Below are 15,541 nucleotides of genomic sequence, written 5' to 3' on the forward strand. Positions count from 1 at the left end.
GTCACCTCGCCGTGTGGTGGGCCAGCGCCAGGTGCGGGTCCGCCGTGCCCGGCACCGGTTCCGGGTCGGCGTGCACCAGGGCCGCGGTCAGCCGGGGGACGGCGTGCAGCAGCGCGTGCTCCGCGTCGACGGCGATCCGGTGCGCCTCGCGCACCGTGGCCCCGCCGTCCACCACGACCGCCACCTCGGCGCGCAGCCGGTGGCCGATCCAGCGCAGCCGCAGTTCGCCCACCCCGCGCACGCCCGGAACCCGCGTCAGCGCCCGCTCGGCCCGGTCCACCAGGGCCGGGTCCACGGCGTCCATCACCCGGCGGAACACCTCCCGGGCGGCGTCCCGCAGGACCAGGACGATCGCCGCCGTGATCGCCAGCCCCACCACCGGGTCGGCGTACCGCCATCCCAGCGCCGCGCCGCCCGCGCCCAGCAGCACCGCCAGCGAGGTGAACCCGTCCGCGCGGGCGTGCAGTCCGTCGGCGACCAGCGCGGCCGACCCGATGGCCCGCCCGACCCGGATGCGGTAGCGCGCCACCCACTCGTTGCCCGCGAACCCGACGAGCGCCGCGACGGCGACCACCGGGAGGTGCTGGACGGGGCGCGGGTCCAGCAGCCGGTCGAACGCCGTCCAGCCGGCGAAGGCCGCGGACGCCGCGATCGTCAGCACGATGGCGAGACCCGCCAGGTCCTCCGCGCGCCCGTAGCCGTAGGTGAAGCGGCGCGTGGCCGCGCGGCGCCCCAGCACGAAGGCGACGCCCAGCGGTACGGCGGTCAGCGCGTCCGCGGCGTTGTGCACCGTGTCGCCGAGCAGCGCCACCGAGCCGGAGACGACCACCACGACCGCCTGCGCCAGCGCCGTCGCGCCGAGCACCGCCAGCGAGACCCACAGCGCGCGCATGCCCCGCGCCGAGGACTCCAGGGCGGAGTCGAGCTTGTCGGCGGTCTCGTGGGAGTGGGGGGTGAGCACATGGCCGAGGCGGTGGAGCGGGGACGCCCCGTGGTGCCGGTGCCCGGGGCGGTGACGGTGTGCGTCCCCGTGGTCGTGCTGCTGCCGTTCGCTCACGATCGTCCCCTTCCGGTGCGCGGGGTGGACGCGACGACGCCCACGCCGCCATTATGTGCGTATGAGCGCACGCATGCACCTGTTACCTGCGCACGATGCGCACCCACGCACCCCCGGCGAGGAGCAGTTCGCGCTCGCGGCCGAGCTGCTCGCCCCGCTCGGCGACCGCACCAGGCTGGCCCTGCTGCACGCCCTGGCCGACGGCGAGGCCGACGTCACCACGCTCACCGAGGCGAGCGGGGCGGCCCGGCCCGCGGTCAGCCAGCACCTGGCGCGGCTGCGCCTGGCCGGGCTGGTGGAGACCCGCAAGGAGGGCCGCCGGGTGATCTACTCGCTGCGCGACGGCCATCTGCGGCGCCTGGTGGACGAGGCGCTCAGCGTCGCCGACCACCGTCTGCGCGACCGGCCCGCCCACGACTGACGGACCGCGGCGTCAGTACCTCGCGGCCGTGCCCAGGTACTGCTCCGCGAAGGCGGCGGCCGCGGTGGGGGAGGTGAACAGCCGGCGCAGCCGGGCCAGCGTGGTGCCCGCGCGGAACGGATCGCCCGCCGCGGTGCCGTGGTACAGCTCGGAGAGCCACTGCGAGAACTCCTGGTAGTCCCACACGCGCCGCAGACAGGCCGCCGAGTAGCCGGCCAGCCCGCCGCCGTCACCCCCGGTGAGCCGCGCGACCAGCGCGTCGCCGAGGAGGAACGCGTCGTGCAGGGCGAGGTTCAGGCCCTTGGCGGCGATCGGCGCGACCAGGTGCGCCGCGTCCCCGGCGAGGAACAGCCGCCCGGACACCATCGGTTCGGTGACGTAGTCGTGCATGTCCAGCACGCGCTTCTCGATCAGCGGGCCCTCGGTCAGCGGGGCCGCTCCCGCGACCTCGAGCCGGCGCCGCAGCTCCGCCCAGACGCGCTCGTGCGGCCAGTTCGCCGGGTCGTCGCCGGGCGGGCACTGGAGGTAGTAGCGGGTCACCTCGGGGCTGCGCGGCATCTGGCCGGCGAACCCGTCCGGATGGCAGCCGAACAGCACGCAGTCGGCGGACGGCGGCGCCTCGGCGAGCAGGGCCAGCCAGCCGATGCCGTAGTCGTGCCGCGCCACCCGGACCCGCCCCGGCGTGACGCAGGCCCTGGTCACCCCGCGCGCCCCGTCGCAGCCCGCCACGTAGTCACAGGTGACGACCTCCCGCTGTCCGGTGTCGGGGCACACGTAGGACACCGACGGACGGTCGCCGTCCAGGCCGTACAGCCGTACGCCGCGCACGCCGAACCGCGCCGTGCCGCCGCGCACGTCCACGTACTCCCGCACCAGGTCGGTCACCAGCAACGGCTGCGGGTAGACCCAGTGGTGGCCGCCCGTCAGCTCCCCGTAGGAGAACCGGTGGCGCTCCCCGTCGAAACGGAACTCGCACGCGGTGTGCGGCTCGGCCCGCTCCAGGAGGTCGCGCGCGAGGCCCCGGCGCTCCAGGCCGCGTACCGCCCACTCCTCGATCACCCCAGCCCGGGGGCGCCGCTCGATGAACCCCCGGGTCTCGGTCTCCAGGACCAGACAGTCGACACCGGCCGCCCGCAGGATGTTGCCGACGGTGAGCCCGGCGGGTCCGGCACCCACGATCACGACCGAACGATGCCGCGGCGCGCGCGAGTCGGGGTGGTCGGCCCTCTGGTTCATCGGGCCATTATGGCGGCGCGGCACCCTTGTCGGTCAGGCGCCCGAAGGGGACGGGAAGAGCGCCGTGGTGCGCCGTCGCGGGGCCCCGCCCGGCGTGCGCGTCCAGGGGCCTCCGCTCCCGGCGGCGGTGGATCCCGCGTCGACGCGCACCACGCGCACCACGCGTCCATCGACGCCTCGACCCCCTGACCCCCACGCCCGGACGCCGCGGCCTCCCCGGGGCCGGGGTCACCGGTCGAGCAGGGGTGTCTCGATCGCGGGGCAGCGGTCCATCACCATCTCCAGGCCCGCCGCGCGGGTCCGCTCGTACGCCGCCTCGTCGATGACGTCGAGCTGGAACCACACCGCGCCGGCGCCCTTGGCCACCGCCTCGTCGGCGACGGCCCCGGCCAGCTCGCTGTTGACGAACACATCCACGACGTCCACCTCGAAGGGGATGTCCGCGAGCGAGGCGTAGCCCTGTTCGCCGTGCACCGTCTCGGCCTTCGGATGCACCGGTACGACCCGCTTGCCGAAACGCTGGAGCACCTGGGCGACGCCGTACGCCGCGCGCCGCCGGTTCGACGACAGGCCGACCACGGCCCAGGTGTCGCCGGCTTCGGTGAGGATCTTGCGGACCGTTGCCTCGTCGCCGTACACGCCGGCCTCCCGGGACTCGTGTGAGAGCTGTCACCGCCCACAACGAAGCGGGGGACACGGTGATTCCCGGCGGCGGCCCGCTCCCCGGGGGCGGTGGACTGTACCGGCCGCCGGGGCGCCCGGCGCCGGGAACCGACCACCGCGACCCGAAAGGCGTGCGAGATACCTGCGTACGCCCGCTCGCGCGCCTACGCTCGCCTCGTGCTGCGCATCACCGACGCCCGAACGGGCGAGCCCGTGGACGCCGCCCCCGCCCGCCGGGGGCTGACCCGTGTCGAGGCCCACACCCAGGGGCTCGATCCGACGAACCTGCGTGTGCTGCTCACCGCCGACCTGCTCGTGCGCGCCCTGGAACTCGGCGGCACGCCGGTGTGGGCGCTGCTCACCGGCGAACGGCAGCGGGCGGAACTCCGCGCGGCGGGCGCGGCCCTCGGGGTCCGGCCCTTCGAGGACGGCGGGGACACCGGCACCCCGCTCGGCGAGGCACAGGTGCTCCACGTGGTGAGCGAGGGCGGCGCGACACCCGACGGAGTCCGGGTCGCCGTCGCCCCCGCGCACGGCGAGGCAGCCGGTTTCCCGGACGGCGCCGACCCCGCCGTCCTGCGTCTGGCTCTGCTCGCCCACCCCAGGAGCACCCCCGTGAGCATCGGCCCGGCCGTCCTCGCCGACGCCGCGGACACCCTCGGCCGCTGGCGCCGCGCGGTCGCCGACTGGGCGCGCCGGCCCTCGCGCCCCATCCCCGACGCGGTCCGCGCGGACCTGCGCACCGCGTGGGAGGACGACCTGGACGCACCCGCCGTGCTGGGCGTGCTCCGCGCGGTGGAGACGGACCCGGAGCTGGCGGACGGCGCCCGCTTCGAGACCTACGCCTACGCCGACCGGCTGCTCGGCCTCGACCTCACCCGCGACCTGGGATCCCCGGCATGATCGAGCGCGCCGGGGCGGGACCGCTGCGCCGCCTGGTCGTCCTGCGCCACGCCAAGGCGGCCCGGCCGGAGGGCGTGACCGACCACGAGCGTCCCCTCGCCCCGCGCGGCCGCGGGGACGCCCCGGCCGCCGGCCGCGCGCTCGCCGAGGCCGACTGCCTGCCCGGCCTCGCGCTCTGCTCCACCGCCGTCCGGGCACGCCGGACCTGGGAGCTGGCCGCCGCCGAGTGGGGCACGCCCCCGCCGGTCCGCCACGACCCGCGCCTGTACCACGCCGGCGTCCCCGAGCTGCTGGCCGTGGTGCGCGAGGTGCCGGCCGAGGTCGAGACGCTGCTGCTGGTCGGCCACAACCCGGGACTGGAGGACCTCGTCCTGACACTTGCCGGTGACGGTCTCGACGACACCCTGGACCGTGTCCGCGAGAAGTTCCCGACCTCCGCGATCGCGGTCCTGTCCTGGCGCGGCGCGGGCTGGCGCGACCTGGCCCCCGGCGCGGCCCTGCTGACGTACGTGACCGTGCCCCGGGGCGGCGGGCGGTAGCCGGGACGGCCCCGCATCCGGCCGGCGCATAGGCTGGCCGGATGCAGGACGAGTACCGCACCGTCGCGCGCGCGGGTGTGCACGAGACCGAGATCAACCGCTCCCGCTTCCTGTGCGCCCTCGCCCCGGCGGCCACCGAGCGGGAGGCACAGGAGTTCGTCGCCGCAGTGCGCAAGGAGCACGCCGACGCCACCCACAACTGCTGGGCCTACGTCATCGGCGCCGACGCCTCCACCCAGAAGGCCAGCGACGACGGCGAGCCCGGCGGCACCGCCGGCGTCCCCATGCTCCAGATGCTGCTGCGCCGCGACATGCGGTACGTCGTCGCCGTCGTCACCCGCTACTACGGCGGCGTCAAACTCGGCGCGGGCGGCCTCATCCGCGCCTACGGAGGAGCGGTCGGCGAGGCGCTGGACAGCCTCGGCACGATCACCCGGCGCCGCTTCCGGCTGGCCACGGTGACCGTCGACCACCAGCGGGCCGGCAAGGTCCAGAACGACCTGCGCGCCACCGGCCGCGAGGTGCGGGACGTGCGCTACGGCGAGGAGGTCACGATCGAGATCGGCCTCCCGGACGCCGATGTGCCCGCCTTCCGCGCGTGGCTCGCCGACGCGACCGCCGGGGCGGCCGGGTTCGAGCTCGGGGGAGAGGCGTACGGGGACGCGTGAGAAGCGCCCGCACCTGCCCCTTTTCGGGGGTGATGGCGGGCGACCCCGGACCGGACAGGCACCCGCGCTGTCGGACCCGGCGGTGCCGCAGATGTCGGCCGTCGTCGCGTGCGGGTGTTCGTCAGCCGCGTGAGGCGACTCCTCGCGCCCCGATGCCGAGCGCAGGGGCGTACGCGGAGGAGTCACGGGGCGGGGACGAGGGCGGGGACGGGGACGGGCCGGAGTCCGGGGGGAGTCCCATGAGACGGGCGGCGGCCGACGCGGCGTCCCGGGTGAACAGGGCACAGGCCAGCCGGAGGGCGAGGAGCTCCCGGGAAGGGGCGGGCGATGTCCTGGGCGTGGGTCGTTCGGGTTCACCATGCATGAGGCAAGCGTCGCCGGGGGTGGTGGAGGGCGGCTCGAGGCGCGGGCGCGGCTCGTGCGGTCGAACCCGGTGCTCGCACGCGGACTTCCGTGCCCGCGGCTCGGCTGCTCGCGGGTCGCCCCGCGCTCACCGCACCGACTCGACGGGGCAGGGTGGCCCGGACGGCGAGAGGACCTCCCGTCCCCCGACGACGACGAGGCGCAGGGCCCGCAGCGCCGTGACGTCGTGCAGCGGGTCGCCCTCGACCGCGATGAGGTCGGCGCGCAGGCCGGGTGAGATCCGGCCGGTCAGGGCCTCGACGCGCAGGGCGCGGGCCGCCCGGGACGTCGCGGCCTCCAGGATCTCCGCGGGAGGCAGACCGAGCCGGGCCATGCCGATCAGGCCCTCGACGTAGGCGTGGTGGGGCGCGCCGTCGGTGCCCGCGTCGGTGCCCGCGACGATGGGGACGCCCTGCCGGTACAGCGTCGGCAGGGCGGGCAGCGGGCCGGGCGCGAGCCGGTCCCAGCGCTCGGTGAAGCGCACGCTGATGGTCGGACACACGTGAACACCGCCCGCGGCGAGCCGGCGCACGAGGCCGTGATCCGGGACGATCGCGCCGGACGTGTCGAGGAAGCTGCAGTGCTCGATGGTGTGCACCCCGGCCCTCAAGGACGCCGCTATCCCCGCCGTGCCGTGCGCGTGCGCGGCGACGGGGACACCCGCCCGCGTCGCCTCGTCGACGACCGCCGCCAGCTCCCGCTCCGTGAACTGCCCCTGGGACGAGGCCGAACCCCGCGTCAGCGCCCCGCCGGTGGCCATGACCTTGATGAGGTCGACACCGGCCCCGGCCTGGTCCCGTACCGCCTGCCGCAGCGCCTGTTCACCGACGTGGGCCCCGCCCATGAACCAGCAGTGCCCGTCCGGTACGGTCAGCGGCGCTCCCGACACGACCAGTGCCGGCCCGGGAGCGAGGCCCGAGCGGATCGCGTCGCGCACGCGCACACCCAGGCCCCCGGGCGCGCCGAGGTCCCGGGCGGTGGTCACGCCCGCGGACAGCAACTCGCCCGCGTTGCGCAGCATGAGCGCGTACAACTCCTCCGGGGAGGCCGCCCGCATCCGGTCCATGGCGCCGGGCGCGCCGTCCAGCGCCAGATGGACATGGCTGTCGATGAGCCCGGGCAGCAGGGTGAGCGGCCCGAGGTCCACATGCTCACTCCGTCGGCGCAGATGCCGCGGCACCTCCTGGGCGGGCCCCGCCCACCGGACCAGCCCCCCGTCCACGAGCACTCCGCCGTACCGGATGCGTCTGCCACGATCACCGGTGATCAGCCGGTCCGCCGTGTAGTACCTGATCATGGATTCTCGTCTCTGCCGGGGGCGCGCACCGGCAACCGGAGACCGCGCCGAGGATTTCGGGGGCGGGCGCTCCTCCTGGCCCGGGACGCTCGGGGGCCGGGGCGGGGCCGCGTTCCCTCCCCTCCCCTCCCCGGCCCGGCCGACCGCCGTCAGTAGTTGCCCAGACCACCGCACACGTTCAGGGCCTGAGCCGTGATGGAGGCGGCGAGGTCGCCGGCGAGGTAGCCGACGAGGCCCGCGACCTCCTCGGGGGTCGAGTAGCGGCCGAGGGGGATTTTCGCCTGGAACCTCGTCAGCACCTCGTCCTCCGTGGTGCCCCAGTGCGCCGCGTAGCCCTGGCGTACCCGGGCTGCCATCGGCGTTTCCACATAGCCGGGGCAGACGGCGTTCACGGTGATGCCGGACTGGGCGAGCTCCTTGCCGAGCGCCTTCGTGAAGCCGATGACGCCGTGCTTCGACGCGGAGTACGGGGCGGCCAGCTCGACGCCCTGCTTGCCGCCGGTGGAGGCGATGTTGATGACGCGGCCGTGGCCGCGCTCCAGCATGCCGCCGCTCGACAGCACCTCGCGGGTGATGCGGAAGACGCTGTTGAGGTTGGTCTCGATGACCGCCTCCCACAGCTCGTCGGGAAGTTCGGCGGTCACCCCGCCACCGCCGCGCCCCGCGTTGTTGACGAGGACGTGGAGGGGCCCGAAACGGTCCACCGCGGAGCGGACCAGGCGCTGGACGTCCGACTTCGACGTGACGTCCGCGGCGATGCCGTCGACCTCGAGACCGCGGCCGCGCAGCTTGTCCACCACGGCGGCGACCGTCTCGCCGTCCCGGCCGCACAGGAACACCGCGTGCCCCTGCTCGGCGAGCAGTTCGGCGACGGCGAAGCCGATGCCGCTCGTGCCACCGGTGACCAGAGCCACCCGCCGCTGTCCGGCCTGCGCGTTCTCCTGCTGAGCGGCTGCTTCTGCCACTGCCATGCTGAGTCCTTTCGCCATGACGTTCAGGGAGGTTCGGTGCGGTGCGCCGCGCGGGCGGTTCAGTGCGCGGGCCGGTGCAGCACCTGCCGCAGGGCGCGCTCGATCTCGGCCGCCGGGTCCGGATGTGCCCCGGTGCACCGCCACGCCACGAACCGGTCGGGCCGCACCAGGGAGGCCCCGTCGGCACCGATGCCGTACGCGGCGGAGAACGCCCCTTCCTCATCGAGCAGTTCCGTGCCGGAACCGACCCGGTACACCTGGACGGCGACGCCGAGCGCGTCCGCCGCGGCGGCGGCGCCCTCCGCCCACGCGGCGCCGTCCGGCCCGGTGAGCAGCACGAACGCGTGACCGAAGAGGGCGGTCGTCGAGGTGGCGGAGCCGTCCCCCCGGGTGAGGGGGACGTACGGGGCGTGGGAGCCGGGCCGGCCGGTGGGCCGGGCGGGGTCCTCGAACAGGGCGCCGTCGTCGTCCGGTTCGAGGAGCACGGCCCCCTTCGGGAAGCGGTAGCCGAACGCGACGACCGGCGGCGGCAACGCCACGGCCAGCGACTCGTCCGCGAGCTCGGGCGAGATACGGTCCACGAGGTTCGCGAACTGCTGCTCCACCAACTCCTCGGCGTACGGGCGGCGTTCCGCGTCGTGGCTGTCGAGCAGTGCCTCGCCCGCCGTGCCCCGCAGTACGGCCGCGAGCTTCCAGCCCAGGTACAGTCCGTCCAGATAGGCGGTGTTGCCGCCCATGCCGCCGGTCGGCGGCATCACGTGCGCGGCGTCGCCGACGAGCAGCGCACGGCCCGCGCGGAAGCGCTCGGCGACCCCGCAGGAGATCTCCGTCTCGCTGATCTCCTCGATCTTCAGCGGGGTCTCCGGGATGCCGAGGTCGGAGCGGATCTGTGCGGCGACGGTGTCCTCGCTCGTCCACCAGCCGTCGGGCAGTTCGGGCGTGAGGTTGCGGAAGTACCCGTACAGGCCGGGCACCTCGGTGTTGAACAGGACCGCGCGGCCCACGTGCAGCGCGGTGAACCGGCGGCCGTCCGCGGCGCCGTCCGTGTGCGACAGAGGCTCGCTCAGGTCGGCCTCGAACAGGACGCGCAGCACCTTCCCGACCGTGCCCCGGCCGCGCACCGCGATGCCGAGGGACTGCCGGATGCCGCTGCGCCAGCCGTCCGCCACCACCAGGTACCGCGCCCGGATCACCCGCCGCTCGCCGGTCCCGGTGTGCTCGGTGACCGCGGTGACCCCGTCGGCGTCCTGGGTGAGCGAGGTCAGCCGGGTCGAGAAGCGCAGCCGCGCGCCGAGTTCCGCCGCCCGGTCGGCGAGGACGGCCTCCACCGCGGACTGGCTCGCGGTGCCCCAGTCCTCCGGGGACACGTGCCGCATGCTCAGTTGTTCGCCGCTCATCAGCGTGCGCAGCACCGGCCCCGCGAGGGTCTTGGCGACGACCATGTGGAAGTCGCTGCGGTACGCGCGGCCCCGCTCCCGCACGGTCTCGGCGGCGCCCGCGATGGCCAGCGCCTCCATCGTGTGCGGGTACTGGCCGGTGGCCTTCACCGCGGTCGACGTGCTCGGGTGGCGCTCGACCACCAGCGCGGGTACGCCGTGCAGGCCGAGGAAGACGGCCGTGCTGAGGCCGCCGGGGCCCGCCCCGGCGACGAGGACGGGCACGGTCTCGTCGGGCTCGGACCCGGGTGCGGGCGTCGGTGTGCCGGCCGGATCCGGCCGCTGTGCTCTCGGTGACATGGTGACGGGCTCCCTCGGGGCTCAGGGGACGAGGACGACACGGCCCAGTTGGGTACGGCTCTCGATGACCCGGTGGGCCTCGGCCGCCTCGGTCAGCGGCAGCGTGGTGTGCACCGCTACCCGCAGACCGCCCGACGTGACCAGCCGGACCAGCTCGGCGCGCGCCTCCGCCACCCGTACCGGATCGGCCTTCGCCCAGGCGTCGAGCGAGGTGCCCACCACGTAGGTCAGGCCGAGGAGTTCGGTCATGGCCACCTTCGCGACCTCGCCGTCGGCGCCCGCGAAGCCGTAGTAGACGAGCCGCCCGTACGGCTTGAGCAGCTTCAGGCCGTCCTTGAACACGGTGCCCTCGACGCTGTCGAGCACCACGTCGACGCCCTGGCCGCCGGTGATTTCGCGGACCTTCTCGGCCCAGTCGGGCTGCCGGTAGTCGACGACGTCGTCGGCGCCGTGCGCACGGACGAAGTCCGCCTTCGCGGGCGAGCCGACCGTGCCCACGACCCGGCCGGCGCCGCGCGCCTTCGCGAGCTGGGTGACGAGATGGCCGATCGCGCCGGCCGCGGCGTGCACGAGCACCGTGTCGCCCTTGGCGACCCGGGCCGCGTCGAGGACGCTCCAGGCGGTCTGCGCGGTGGAGCCGAGCGCGGTCGCGGTGGCCGCGTCGAGGCCCTCGGGTACGACCAGGACGCGCTCGGCGTCGGCGACGACCTGGTCCGCGTACGCGGCGGGCACGCCGAACGCCGCGACCCGGGTGCCGGGCGCCGGCCCGTCGGTGTCCGGACCGAGCGCCTCGACCCGGCCCACCACGTCGCCGCCCGGGCGGCCGGGCAGCGGGGAGGGGAACGGGGCGGTGCCGCCGCGCAGTTGCGTCTCGATGAAGTTGACACCGACGGCCTCGGTGCGCAGCAACAGCTGACCCGGGCCGGGGGCGGGCACCGGTACGTCCTCGACGCGCAGGACGTCGGGGGAGCCGTGCTCGTGGTAGCTGATCAGTCGCATGGGAACCTCGCGGTGCGGTGACGGGAGTGGGCTTCGCGGGTACGGCGGCACTCGGGCGCCCGGGGTCACATGGACAGGACGACCTTGCCGTTGACCTCGCGGGAGTACAGGGCGTCGATCGCGCGCCGCGGGTCGGTCCAGGGCGTCAGCAGGCCCGGCTCGGCCACCAGCTTCCCGGCGGCGACCAGGGTCAGCAGGAGAGCCAGGTCGGCCGGTACGTCGCGCCGGGTGACCTCGTCGAGCAGGAACAGGTACTCGATGCGGACGCCCGGGCGGGCGTGGCCCCAGTCGGCGGGCAGGCGCAGCTCGGCGCGGACCGTGTTGCCGAAGACGGTCGCCACGCCGCCGCGGCGCAGGAGCCGGTAGCCGGTGCTGAACACCTCGCCGCCGACACTGTCGACGAGGATGTCGACGGGGGTGGTGGGCGGCTCGTCGTAGCCGGCGACGACGTCGGCGCCGAAGCCGGCGAGCCCCTGGCCGCGGGCCGGGGAACCGACCCAGGCGGTGACTTCGCTGCCGCCCGCGCGGGCCAGTTGTACGGCCACGCGGCCGACTCCGCCGCTCGCGCCGGTGACGAGGGTGCGCCTGCCCAGGAGCCAGCCGGCTTTCCGGAGCGCGTAGAGGGCGGTGAGGCCGGCGACGGGGAGGGTGGCCGCGTCGGTGTCGGTGACGCCGTCCGGGATGACCGCCAGGCGGTCGGTGCGGACCGCGGCCAGTTCCGCCCAGGCGTCGTTCGCCGCCAGGCCGGTGACGCGGGCGCCCGCGGGTGGGCCGCTGCCGTCGGAGGCGGGGCGCAGGACCGTGCCGACGACGTCCAGCCCCAGGGAGGAACCGATCGGACGGCGGACCGCCAGAAGGAGATCGGCCCTGTTCAGGGCGGTCGCGTGGACCTCGACAAGTGCCTCGTCCGGGCGGGGGCGGGGGTCGAGTACGGACCGCAGCTCGACGGTGAGCGGATCCACGGCGGTGGTGACCAGAGCCTTCAACGTTTTCCTCGCGGGCAGACGGGTGCGGTGGGTGCTCCAGGTATAGGCGGGGGCACTGGATTCCTGGTCCAGCGGCCATGGGGCGGGCCGGCGCGGTGCCGGGCGCCGCTGCCGGCCGGCGGGCAGAAGGAACCGGCCCGCCCCCCGGGGGATGAGGGGCGGGCCGGTATCGGGGGAGGGAGTGGTCAGGCGGGGGTGGACCGCGGGAGGGCGCCCGTGTCCTCGGTGGGCTGCTTCGGTGGTGCTTCCGCGCGGAAGGAGCCGGGGAGGGCCAGGGCCGCGAGGACCGCGATCACGCTGAAGGCGATGATGACCCAGTACGAGCCGCCGTACGCCCCCGCGGGGTGCCCGTCGGACGTGCCCAGTCGCTCCTGGAGGGTGATCGCGATGGCCGCGATGCCGAGCGCGCCGCCGATCTGGTTGAAGATGAACAGCGCGCTGGTGGCCCGGGGCGCGCTGGCCTCGCCGACGGCCTTGTACATGAAGGCCATCGTGCCGGGCGCGGTCAGACCGATGCCGTAGCCGGTGAGGCCGAGGGCGACGGACAGCAGCGCGGTGTTCGTGTCGGAACCGATCTGCGAGAAGGCGAGCGCGCCGAGCGCGGTGACGAGCATGCCGACCGTGGAGGTGAGCCGCGCGGTGACCTTGTTCGCCGTCTTGCCGGAGGTGATCGCGCCGGCGGCGCCGAGGACACCGGAAGGGATCAGCAGCAGGCCGGCGTGCAGGGCGCCGAAGTCGCGGGACTGCTGGTAGTACAGCGGGGTCAGGAGCAGCAGGGCGTTGGCGACGGCGCCGACGAAGAACATCGTGATGACGGCCATGGTGAAGCCGCGCTTGCCGAACATGCGCAGGTCGATGAGTGGGGTGACCGAGGTGCGCAGCGCGTGCACCGCGTACCCGACGAGCAGCAGCACACCGGCGACGAAGGCGACGAGCACCTTCGGCGACGACGCGTCACCGGAGTGCGCGGCCGTCGTGAAGCCGTAGACCAGCGCGGCGAAGCCGGGGGAGAGCAGCGCCAGGCCGAGGACGTCCAGGCGCTCCTCGGGGCGGCCGGCGTGCTGGTCGGCGGGCAGGGTGCGCAGCGCGAGCAGCAGGGCGATCAGACCGATGGGCAGGTTGATCAGGAACATCCAGCGCCAGCTCACGGCATCCACGAGGACGCCGCCGAGGACGGGACCGAGGATCGGGCCGAGGGTGAGGGGCAGCGAGATCAGCGCCATGGCCTTGGCGACCCGCGCGGGGCCGGCGGTCGTGGCGAGGACGCTCTGCACGACGGGGACGATCATGCCGCCGCCGAGGCCCTGGAGCACCCGGAACGCGATCAGCGACTCGATGGACCAGGCGAAGCCGGACAGCACGGAGCCGAGCACGAACAGGGAGACGGCGGCGAGCCACATCGTGCGGCCGCCGAAGCGGTCGACGGCCCAGCCCGCGAACGGTGTGGCGACGGCGACGGCGAGCAGATAGCCGGCGGTCACCCACTGGACGGTCGCGAGCGGTGAGCCGAACTCGCTGCTGAGCGTCTTCACGCCGACGTTGACGATCGTCTCGTCGAGCAGCGCCATCAGCAGGGCGAGCAGCAGGACACCGGCCATGCGCATGAACGCCGGGTCGAGCTTGTCGTTCACTTCGGCGGCCGCCTCCGCCGCCGCTGGAGCGGTCTGCGAGGGATCGGTCGTCGTATCGGGTGCCGTGGACGATTCGGGAGTGCCGCGTGTCATGCGTACCGCCTGGGGTCGATGCAGTCGGGGACGGGCGCGGAACGACGCCGCGCTCTGTGTGCGTCACACAGTAGAGGTAGATGCAGGCGCCTGCATCTAATTTTCGGACAGATCTCTGCTTGCCTTGCTGATTGCCGGGTTGGTGGGGCAGGCTGGGAAAGAAAGCGCTTGAAAAATGCATGCGTAGACATGGTTTGTGCATGGAGATAGTTATAGTGGAGGGGGAGCGAACGAAGGGGAGGCGGACATGTCGGCCGATGACCGTGGAGGGCGTCCCGGTGAGTTCGACCTGTGGCGTCGCCTGACGCTGATGGTGGGACAGCTCAACCAGTCGCTGGAGAGGATGCTCGTGAGCGAGCACCAGATCTCGCTGCCCGAGCTGATGGTGCTGATCGAGCTGCGGCACGGTCACGAGCGCGGCACCCGGGTGCAGGAGCTGTCCACCGCGGTCGGACTCGACCAGTCGTCCATGAGCCGGCTCGTCACCCGCCTGGAGAACAAGGGCCTGACGACCCGGGTCTCCTGCGAGCACGACCGCCGTGGCGTGTACTGCATGCTGACGCCCGCGGGCGCGGAGCGCGGTGAGCGGGCCGAGGCCCGCTGCCGTGAGGAGCTGACCGGACTGCTCGATGTCGCCTCGTTCGACGACCGTTGGGCATCGCTCGTCTCCCGCGTCCGGCACACCGCGGCGGGAGCTGCCACCCCTTAAGCGCGTCACCCCCTCCTTTCGGCCCAGTCCGTGAAGGAGACCAGCGTGAAACTGTCCGTCCTGGACCAGTCCGTCGTGCCGGAGGGATCCACCCCGGCCACCGCCCTGCACAACTCCCTGGACCTGGCACGTCTCGCGGACCGGCTCGGCTACCACCGCTACTGGTTCGCCGAGCACCACGCCACGGCCTCCTTCGCGGGCCCCGCTCCGGAGATCATGGCCGCCAGGGTCGCCGCCGAGACCCACCGCATCCGCGTCGGCTCCGGCGGGGTGCTGCTGCCGCACTACAGCCCGCTGAAGGTCGCCGAGGTGTTCCGGGTGCTCGGTGCGCTCTCACCCGGCCGGATCGACCTCGGCGTCGGCCGCGGCATCGGCGCCGGGAGCATCGAGGCGCACGCGCTCGCCCCCGGCACCTCGGGGGGCGGGGACGACGGGGACTTCCCCGGCAAGCTCGCCGAACTCCTCGCCTTCCTGCACGGCGGCTTCCCCGACGGGCACCCGTACGGGCGCATCCAGCTCATGCCCACCGCGGGCGCGCCCGAGGTGTGGCTGCTGGTCGCGAGCCCGCAGAGCGCCGAACTCGCCGCCCGCCTCGGGCTGCCCGTGTCCATAGCCCACTTCGGCCGGCCCGAGGCCACCCGCTCCGTCGTCGAGGCGTACCGCGGCGCCTTCGACAGCCACGACGGGTCGCGGCCGCGGGTGCAGATCGGCATCGGGGTGTACTGCGCTCCCACCGAGGAGGAGGCCCAGCGGGTCTTCGCCAGCCAGCGGCTCTTCCGGCTGCGCATGGGCCGCGGGTTGCTGCTGCCCCTGCCGTCCCCGGAGGCCGCGCTCGACGGGCTGCGCGGCGAGGTGGAACCGCTCGCGGACGAGGTGGCCGAATGGCCGAGGTGCGTGGTCGGCGACCCCGACCACGTGCACAAGGAGCTCACGTCCATGACCGATGCGCTGGGCATCGACGAGTTCATGGTGCTCTCCACGATCCACTCGCCCCGGGACCGCATGCGCTCCTACGAGCTGCTCGCACGGCGCTTCGGCCTGACCGGGGAGGGCGGCGGCGACCGCGCCGCGTGAAACGCGGGCCGAGGCGGCCGGGCGAAAAATGTCCTGAACCATATGACACACCGGCCCGCTGAATGTGGCCTGGATCACACTGTGGCGGCCTCGTGCGCAAGCACGTTCTACTGTGACGCCGTGCACGGCCGACCGTGCACAGGGGGACCGACGGGG

At 74.4% G+C, this 15,541-nt stretch carries 15 protein-coding genes; 6 read left to right on the forward strand and 9 right to left on the reverse strand.

Going from position 1 to position 15,541, the window contains the following annotated elements; all coding sequences use genetic code 11:
- Position 1: 1 nt before the first annotated feature.
- Positions 2 to 1,057, reverse strand: coding sequence for a cation diffusion facilitator family transporter (locus FHX78_RS30030; protein WP_145870523.1), 1,056 nt, complete (start codon positions 1,055 to 1,057; stop codon positions 2 to 4).
- 61 nt (positions 1,058 to 1,118) lie between these two features.
- Between FHX78_RS30030 and FHX78_RS30035 the strand changes: the two genes are divergently transcribed.
- Complete coding sequence (locus tag FHX78_RS30035) at positions 1,119 to 1,478, forward strand: ArsR/SmtB family transcription factor (protein WP_167531887.1); 360 nt, start codon at positions 1,119 to 1,121, stop codon at positions 1,476 to 1,478.
- Between the two features lie 12 nt (positions 1,479 to 1,490).
- Here FHX78_RS30035 and FHX78_RS30040 read toward each other — a convergent pair whose 3' ends face one another.
- Entirely contained in the window at positions 1,491 to 2,714 is a 1,224-nt protein-coding gene (locus tag FHX78_RS30040) for a 4-hydroxybenzoate 3-monooxygenase (protein ID WP_145870524.1), read from the reverse strand.
- A gap of 228 nt (positions 2,715 to 2,942) precedes the next feature.
- The gene (locus tag FHX78_RS30045) at positions 2,943 to 3,353 is read right to left on the reverse strand and encodes a CoA-binding protein (protein ID WP_145870525.1); all 411 of its coding nucleotides are present in this window, start codon (positions 3,351 to 3,353) and stop codon (positions 2,943 to 2,945) included.
- Positions 3,354 to 3,515: 162 nt separating this feature from the next.
- On the opposite strand from FHX78_RS30045, the gene FHX78_RS30050 reads away from it, so the two are divergent.
- From FHX78_RS30050 to FHX78_RS30060, 3 genes are read left to right on the forward strand one after another with little or no spacing between them, the layout of a single operon-like run.
- Positions 3,516 to 4,280 (forward strand): hypothetical protein, encoded by a 765-nt coding sequence (locus FHX78_RS30050; RefSeq protein WP_145872216.1) that lies wholly within the window; start codon positions 3,516 to 3,518, stop codon positions 4,278 to 4,280.
- Positions 4,277 to 4,819, forward strand: a complete 543-nt coding sequence (locus FHX78_RS30055; protein ID WP_145870526.1) for a SixA phosphatase family protein — start codon at positions 4,277 to 4,279, stop codon at positions 4,817 to 4,819. The genes FHX78_RS30050 and FHX78_RS30055 overlap by 4 nt, the downstream gene beginning before the upstream one ends.
- A gap of 41 nt (positions 4,820 to 4,860) precedes the next feature.
- Positions 4,861 to 5,487 (forward strand): YigZ family protein, encoded by a 627-nt coding sequence (locus tag FHX78_RS30060; RefSeq protein WP_145870527.1) that lies wholly within the window; start codon positions 4,861 to 4,863, stop codon positions 5,485 to 5,487.
- Positions 5,488 to 5,977: 490 nt separating this feature from the next.
- On the opposite strand, the gene FHX78_RS30065 is transcribed toward FHX78_RS30060, so the two are convergent.
- From FHX78_RS30065 to FHX78_RS30090, 6 genes are all read right to left on the reverse strand, one after another.
- Complete coding sequence (locus FHX78_RS30065; RefSeq protein ID WP_145870528.1) at positions 5,978 to 7,186, reverse strand: metal-dependent hydrolase family protein; 1,209 nt, start codon at positions 7,184 to 7,186, stop codon at positions 5,978 to 5,980.
- 149 nt (positions 7,187 to 7,335) lie between these two features.
- Positions 7,336 to 8,157, reverse strand: a complete 822-nt coding sequence (gene fabG, locus FHX78_RS30070; protein WP_145870529.1) for a 3-oxoacyl-ACP reductase FabG — start codon at positions 8,155 to 8,157, stop codon at positions 7,336 to 7,338.
- Between the two features lie 59 nt (positions 8,158 to 8,216).
- The gene (locus FHX78_RS30075; protein ID WP_229924016.1) at positions 8,217 to 9,893 is read right to left on the reverse strand and encodes an FAD-dependent monooxygenase; all 1,677 of its coding nucleotides are present in this window, start codon (positions 9,891 to 9,893) and stop codon (positions 8,217 to 8,219) included.
- A gap of 21 nt (positions 9,894 to 9,914) precedes the next feature.
- On the reverse strand, positions 9,915 to 10,892 hold the full coding sequence (locus FHX78_RS30080; protein WP_145870530.1) for a quinone oxidoreductase family protein: 978 nt from the start codon (positions 10,890 to 10,892) through the stop codon (positions 9,915 to 9,917).
- Positions 10,893 to 10,957: 65 nt separating this feature from the next.
- On the reverse strand, positions 10,958 to 11,878 hold the full coding sequence (locus FHX78_RS30085; RefSeq protein ID WP_145870531.1) for a zinc-binding dehydrogenase: 921 nt from the start codon (positions 11,876 to 11,878) through the stop codon (positions 10,958 to 10,960).
- 185 nt (positions 11,879 to 12,063) lie between these two features.
- Positions 12,064 to 13,602, reverse strand: coding sequence for a DHA2 family efflux MFS transporter permease subunit (locus tag FHX78_RS30090; protein ID WP_229924017.1), 1,539 nt, complete (start codon positions 13,600 to 13,602; stop codon positions 12,064 to 12,066).
- 247 nt (positions 13,603 to 13,849) lie between these two features.
- Between FHX78_RS30090 and FHX78_RS30095 the strand changes: the two genes are divergently transcribed.
- Both FHX78_RS30095 and FHX78_RS30100 read left to right on the forward strand, forming a co-directional pair.
- Positions 13,850 to 14,311, forward strand: a complete 462-nt coding sequence (locus tag FHX78_RS30095; RefSeq protein ID WP_145870532.1) for a MarR family winged helix-turn-helix transcriptional regulator — start codon at positions 13,850 to 13,852, stop codon at positions 14,309 to 14,311.
- Positions 14,312 to 14,356: 45 nt separating this feature from the next.
- Positions 14,357 to 15,385: an LLM class flavin-dependent oxidoreductase gene (locus FHX78_RS30100; protein ID WP_167531888.1), complete on the forward strand. Its 1,029-nt coding sequence runs from the start codon at positions 14,357 to 14,359 to the stop codon at positions 15,383 to 15,385.
- Positions 15,386 to 15,541 lie beyond the last annotated feature (156 nt).

The organism is Streptomyces capillispiralis (assembly GCF_007829875.1).
Taxonomy (GTDB): Bacteria; Actinomycetota; Actinomycetes; order Streptomycetales; family Streptomycetaceae; genus Streptomyces; species Streptomyces capillispiralis.

What these genes read in the sequence shown, in the direction of transcription:
- FHX78_RS30035 (WP_167531887.1), top strand. Translation starts at nt 1,119, where the DNA reads ATGAGCGCACGCATGCACCTGTTACCTGCGCACGATGCGCACCCACGC.
- FHX78_RS30040 (WP_145870524.1), bottom strand. Translation starts at nt 2,714, where the DNA reads ATGAACCAGAGGGCCGACCACCCCGACTCGCGCGCGCCGCGGCATCGT.
- FHX78_RS30055 (WP_145870526.1), top strand. Translation starts at nt 4,277, where the DNA reads ATGATCGAGCGCGCCGGGGCGGGACCGCTGCGCCGCCTGGTCGTCCTG.
- FHX78_RS30060 (WP_145870527.1), top strand. Translation starts at nt 4,861, where the DNA reads ATGCAGGACGAGTACCGCACCGTCGCGCGCGCGGGTGTGCACGAGACC.
- FHX78_RS30065 (WP_145870528.1), bottom strand. Translation starts at nt 7,186, where the DNA reads ATGATCAGGTACTACACGGCGGACCGGCTGATCACCGGTGATCGTGGC.
- fabG (WP_145870529.1), bottom strand. Translation starts at nt 8,157, where the DNA reads ATGGCAGTGGCAGAAGCAGCCGCTCAGCAGGAGAACGCGCAGGCCGGA.
- FHX78_RS30075 (WP_229924016.1), bottom strand. Translation starts at nt 9,893, where the DNA reads ATGTCACCGAGAGCACAGCGGCCGGATCCGGCCGGCACACCGACGCCC.
- FHX78_RS30080 (WP_145870530.1), bottom strand. Translation starts at nt 10,892, where the DNA reads ATGCGACTGATCAGCTACCACGAGCACGGCTCCCCCGACGTCCTGCGC.
- FHX78_RS30090 (WP_229924017.1), bottom strand. Translation starts at nt 13,602, where the DNA reads ATGACACGCGGCACTCCCGAATCGTCCACGGCACCCGATACGACGACC.
- FHX78_RS30095 (WP_145870532.1), top strand. Translation starts at nt 13,850, where the DNA reads ATGTCGGCCGATGACCGTGGAGGGCGTCCCGGTGAGTTCGACCTGTGG.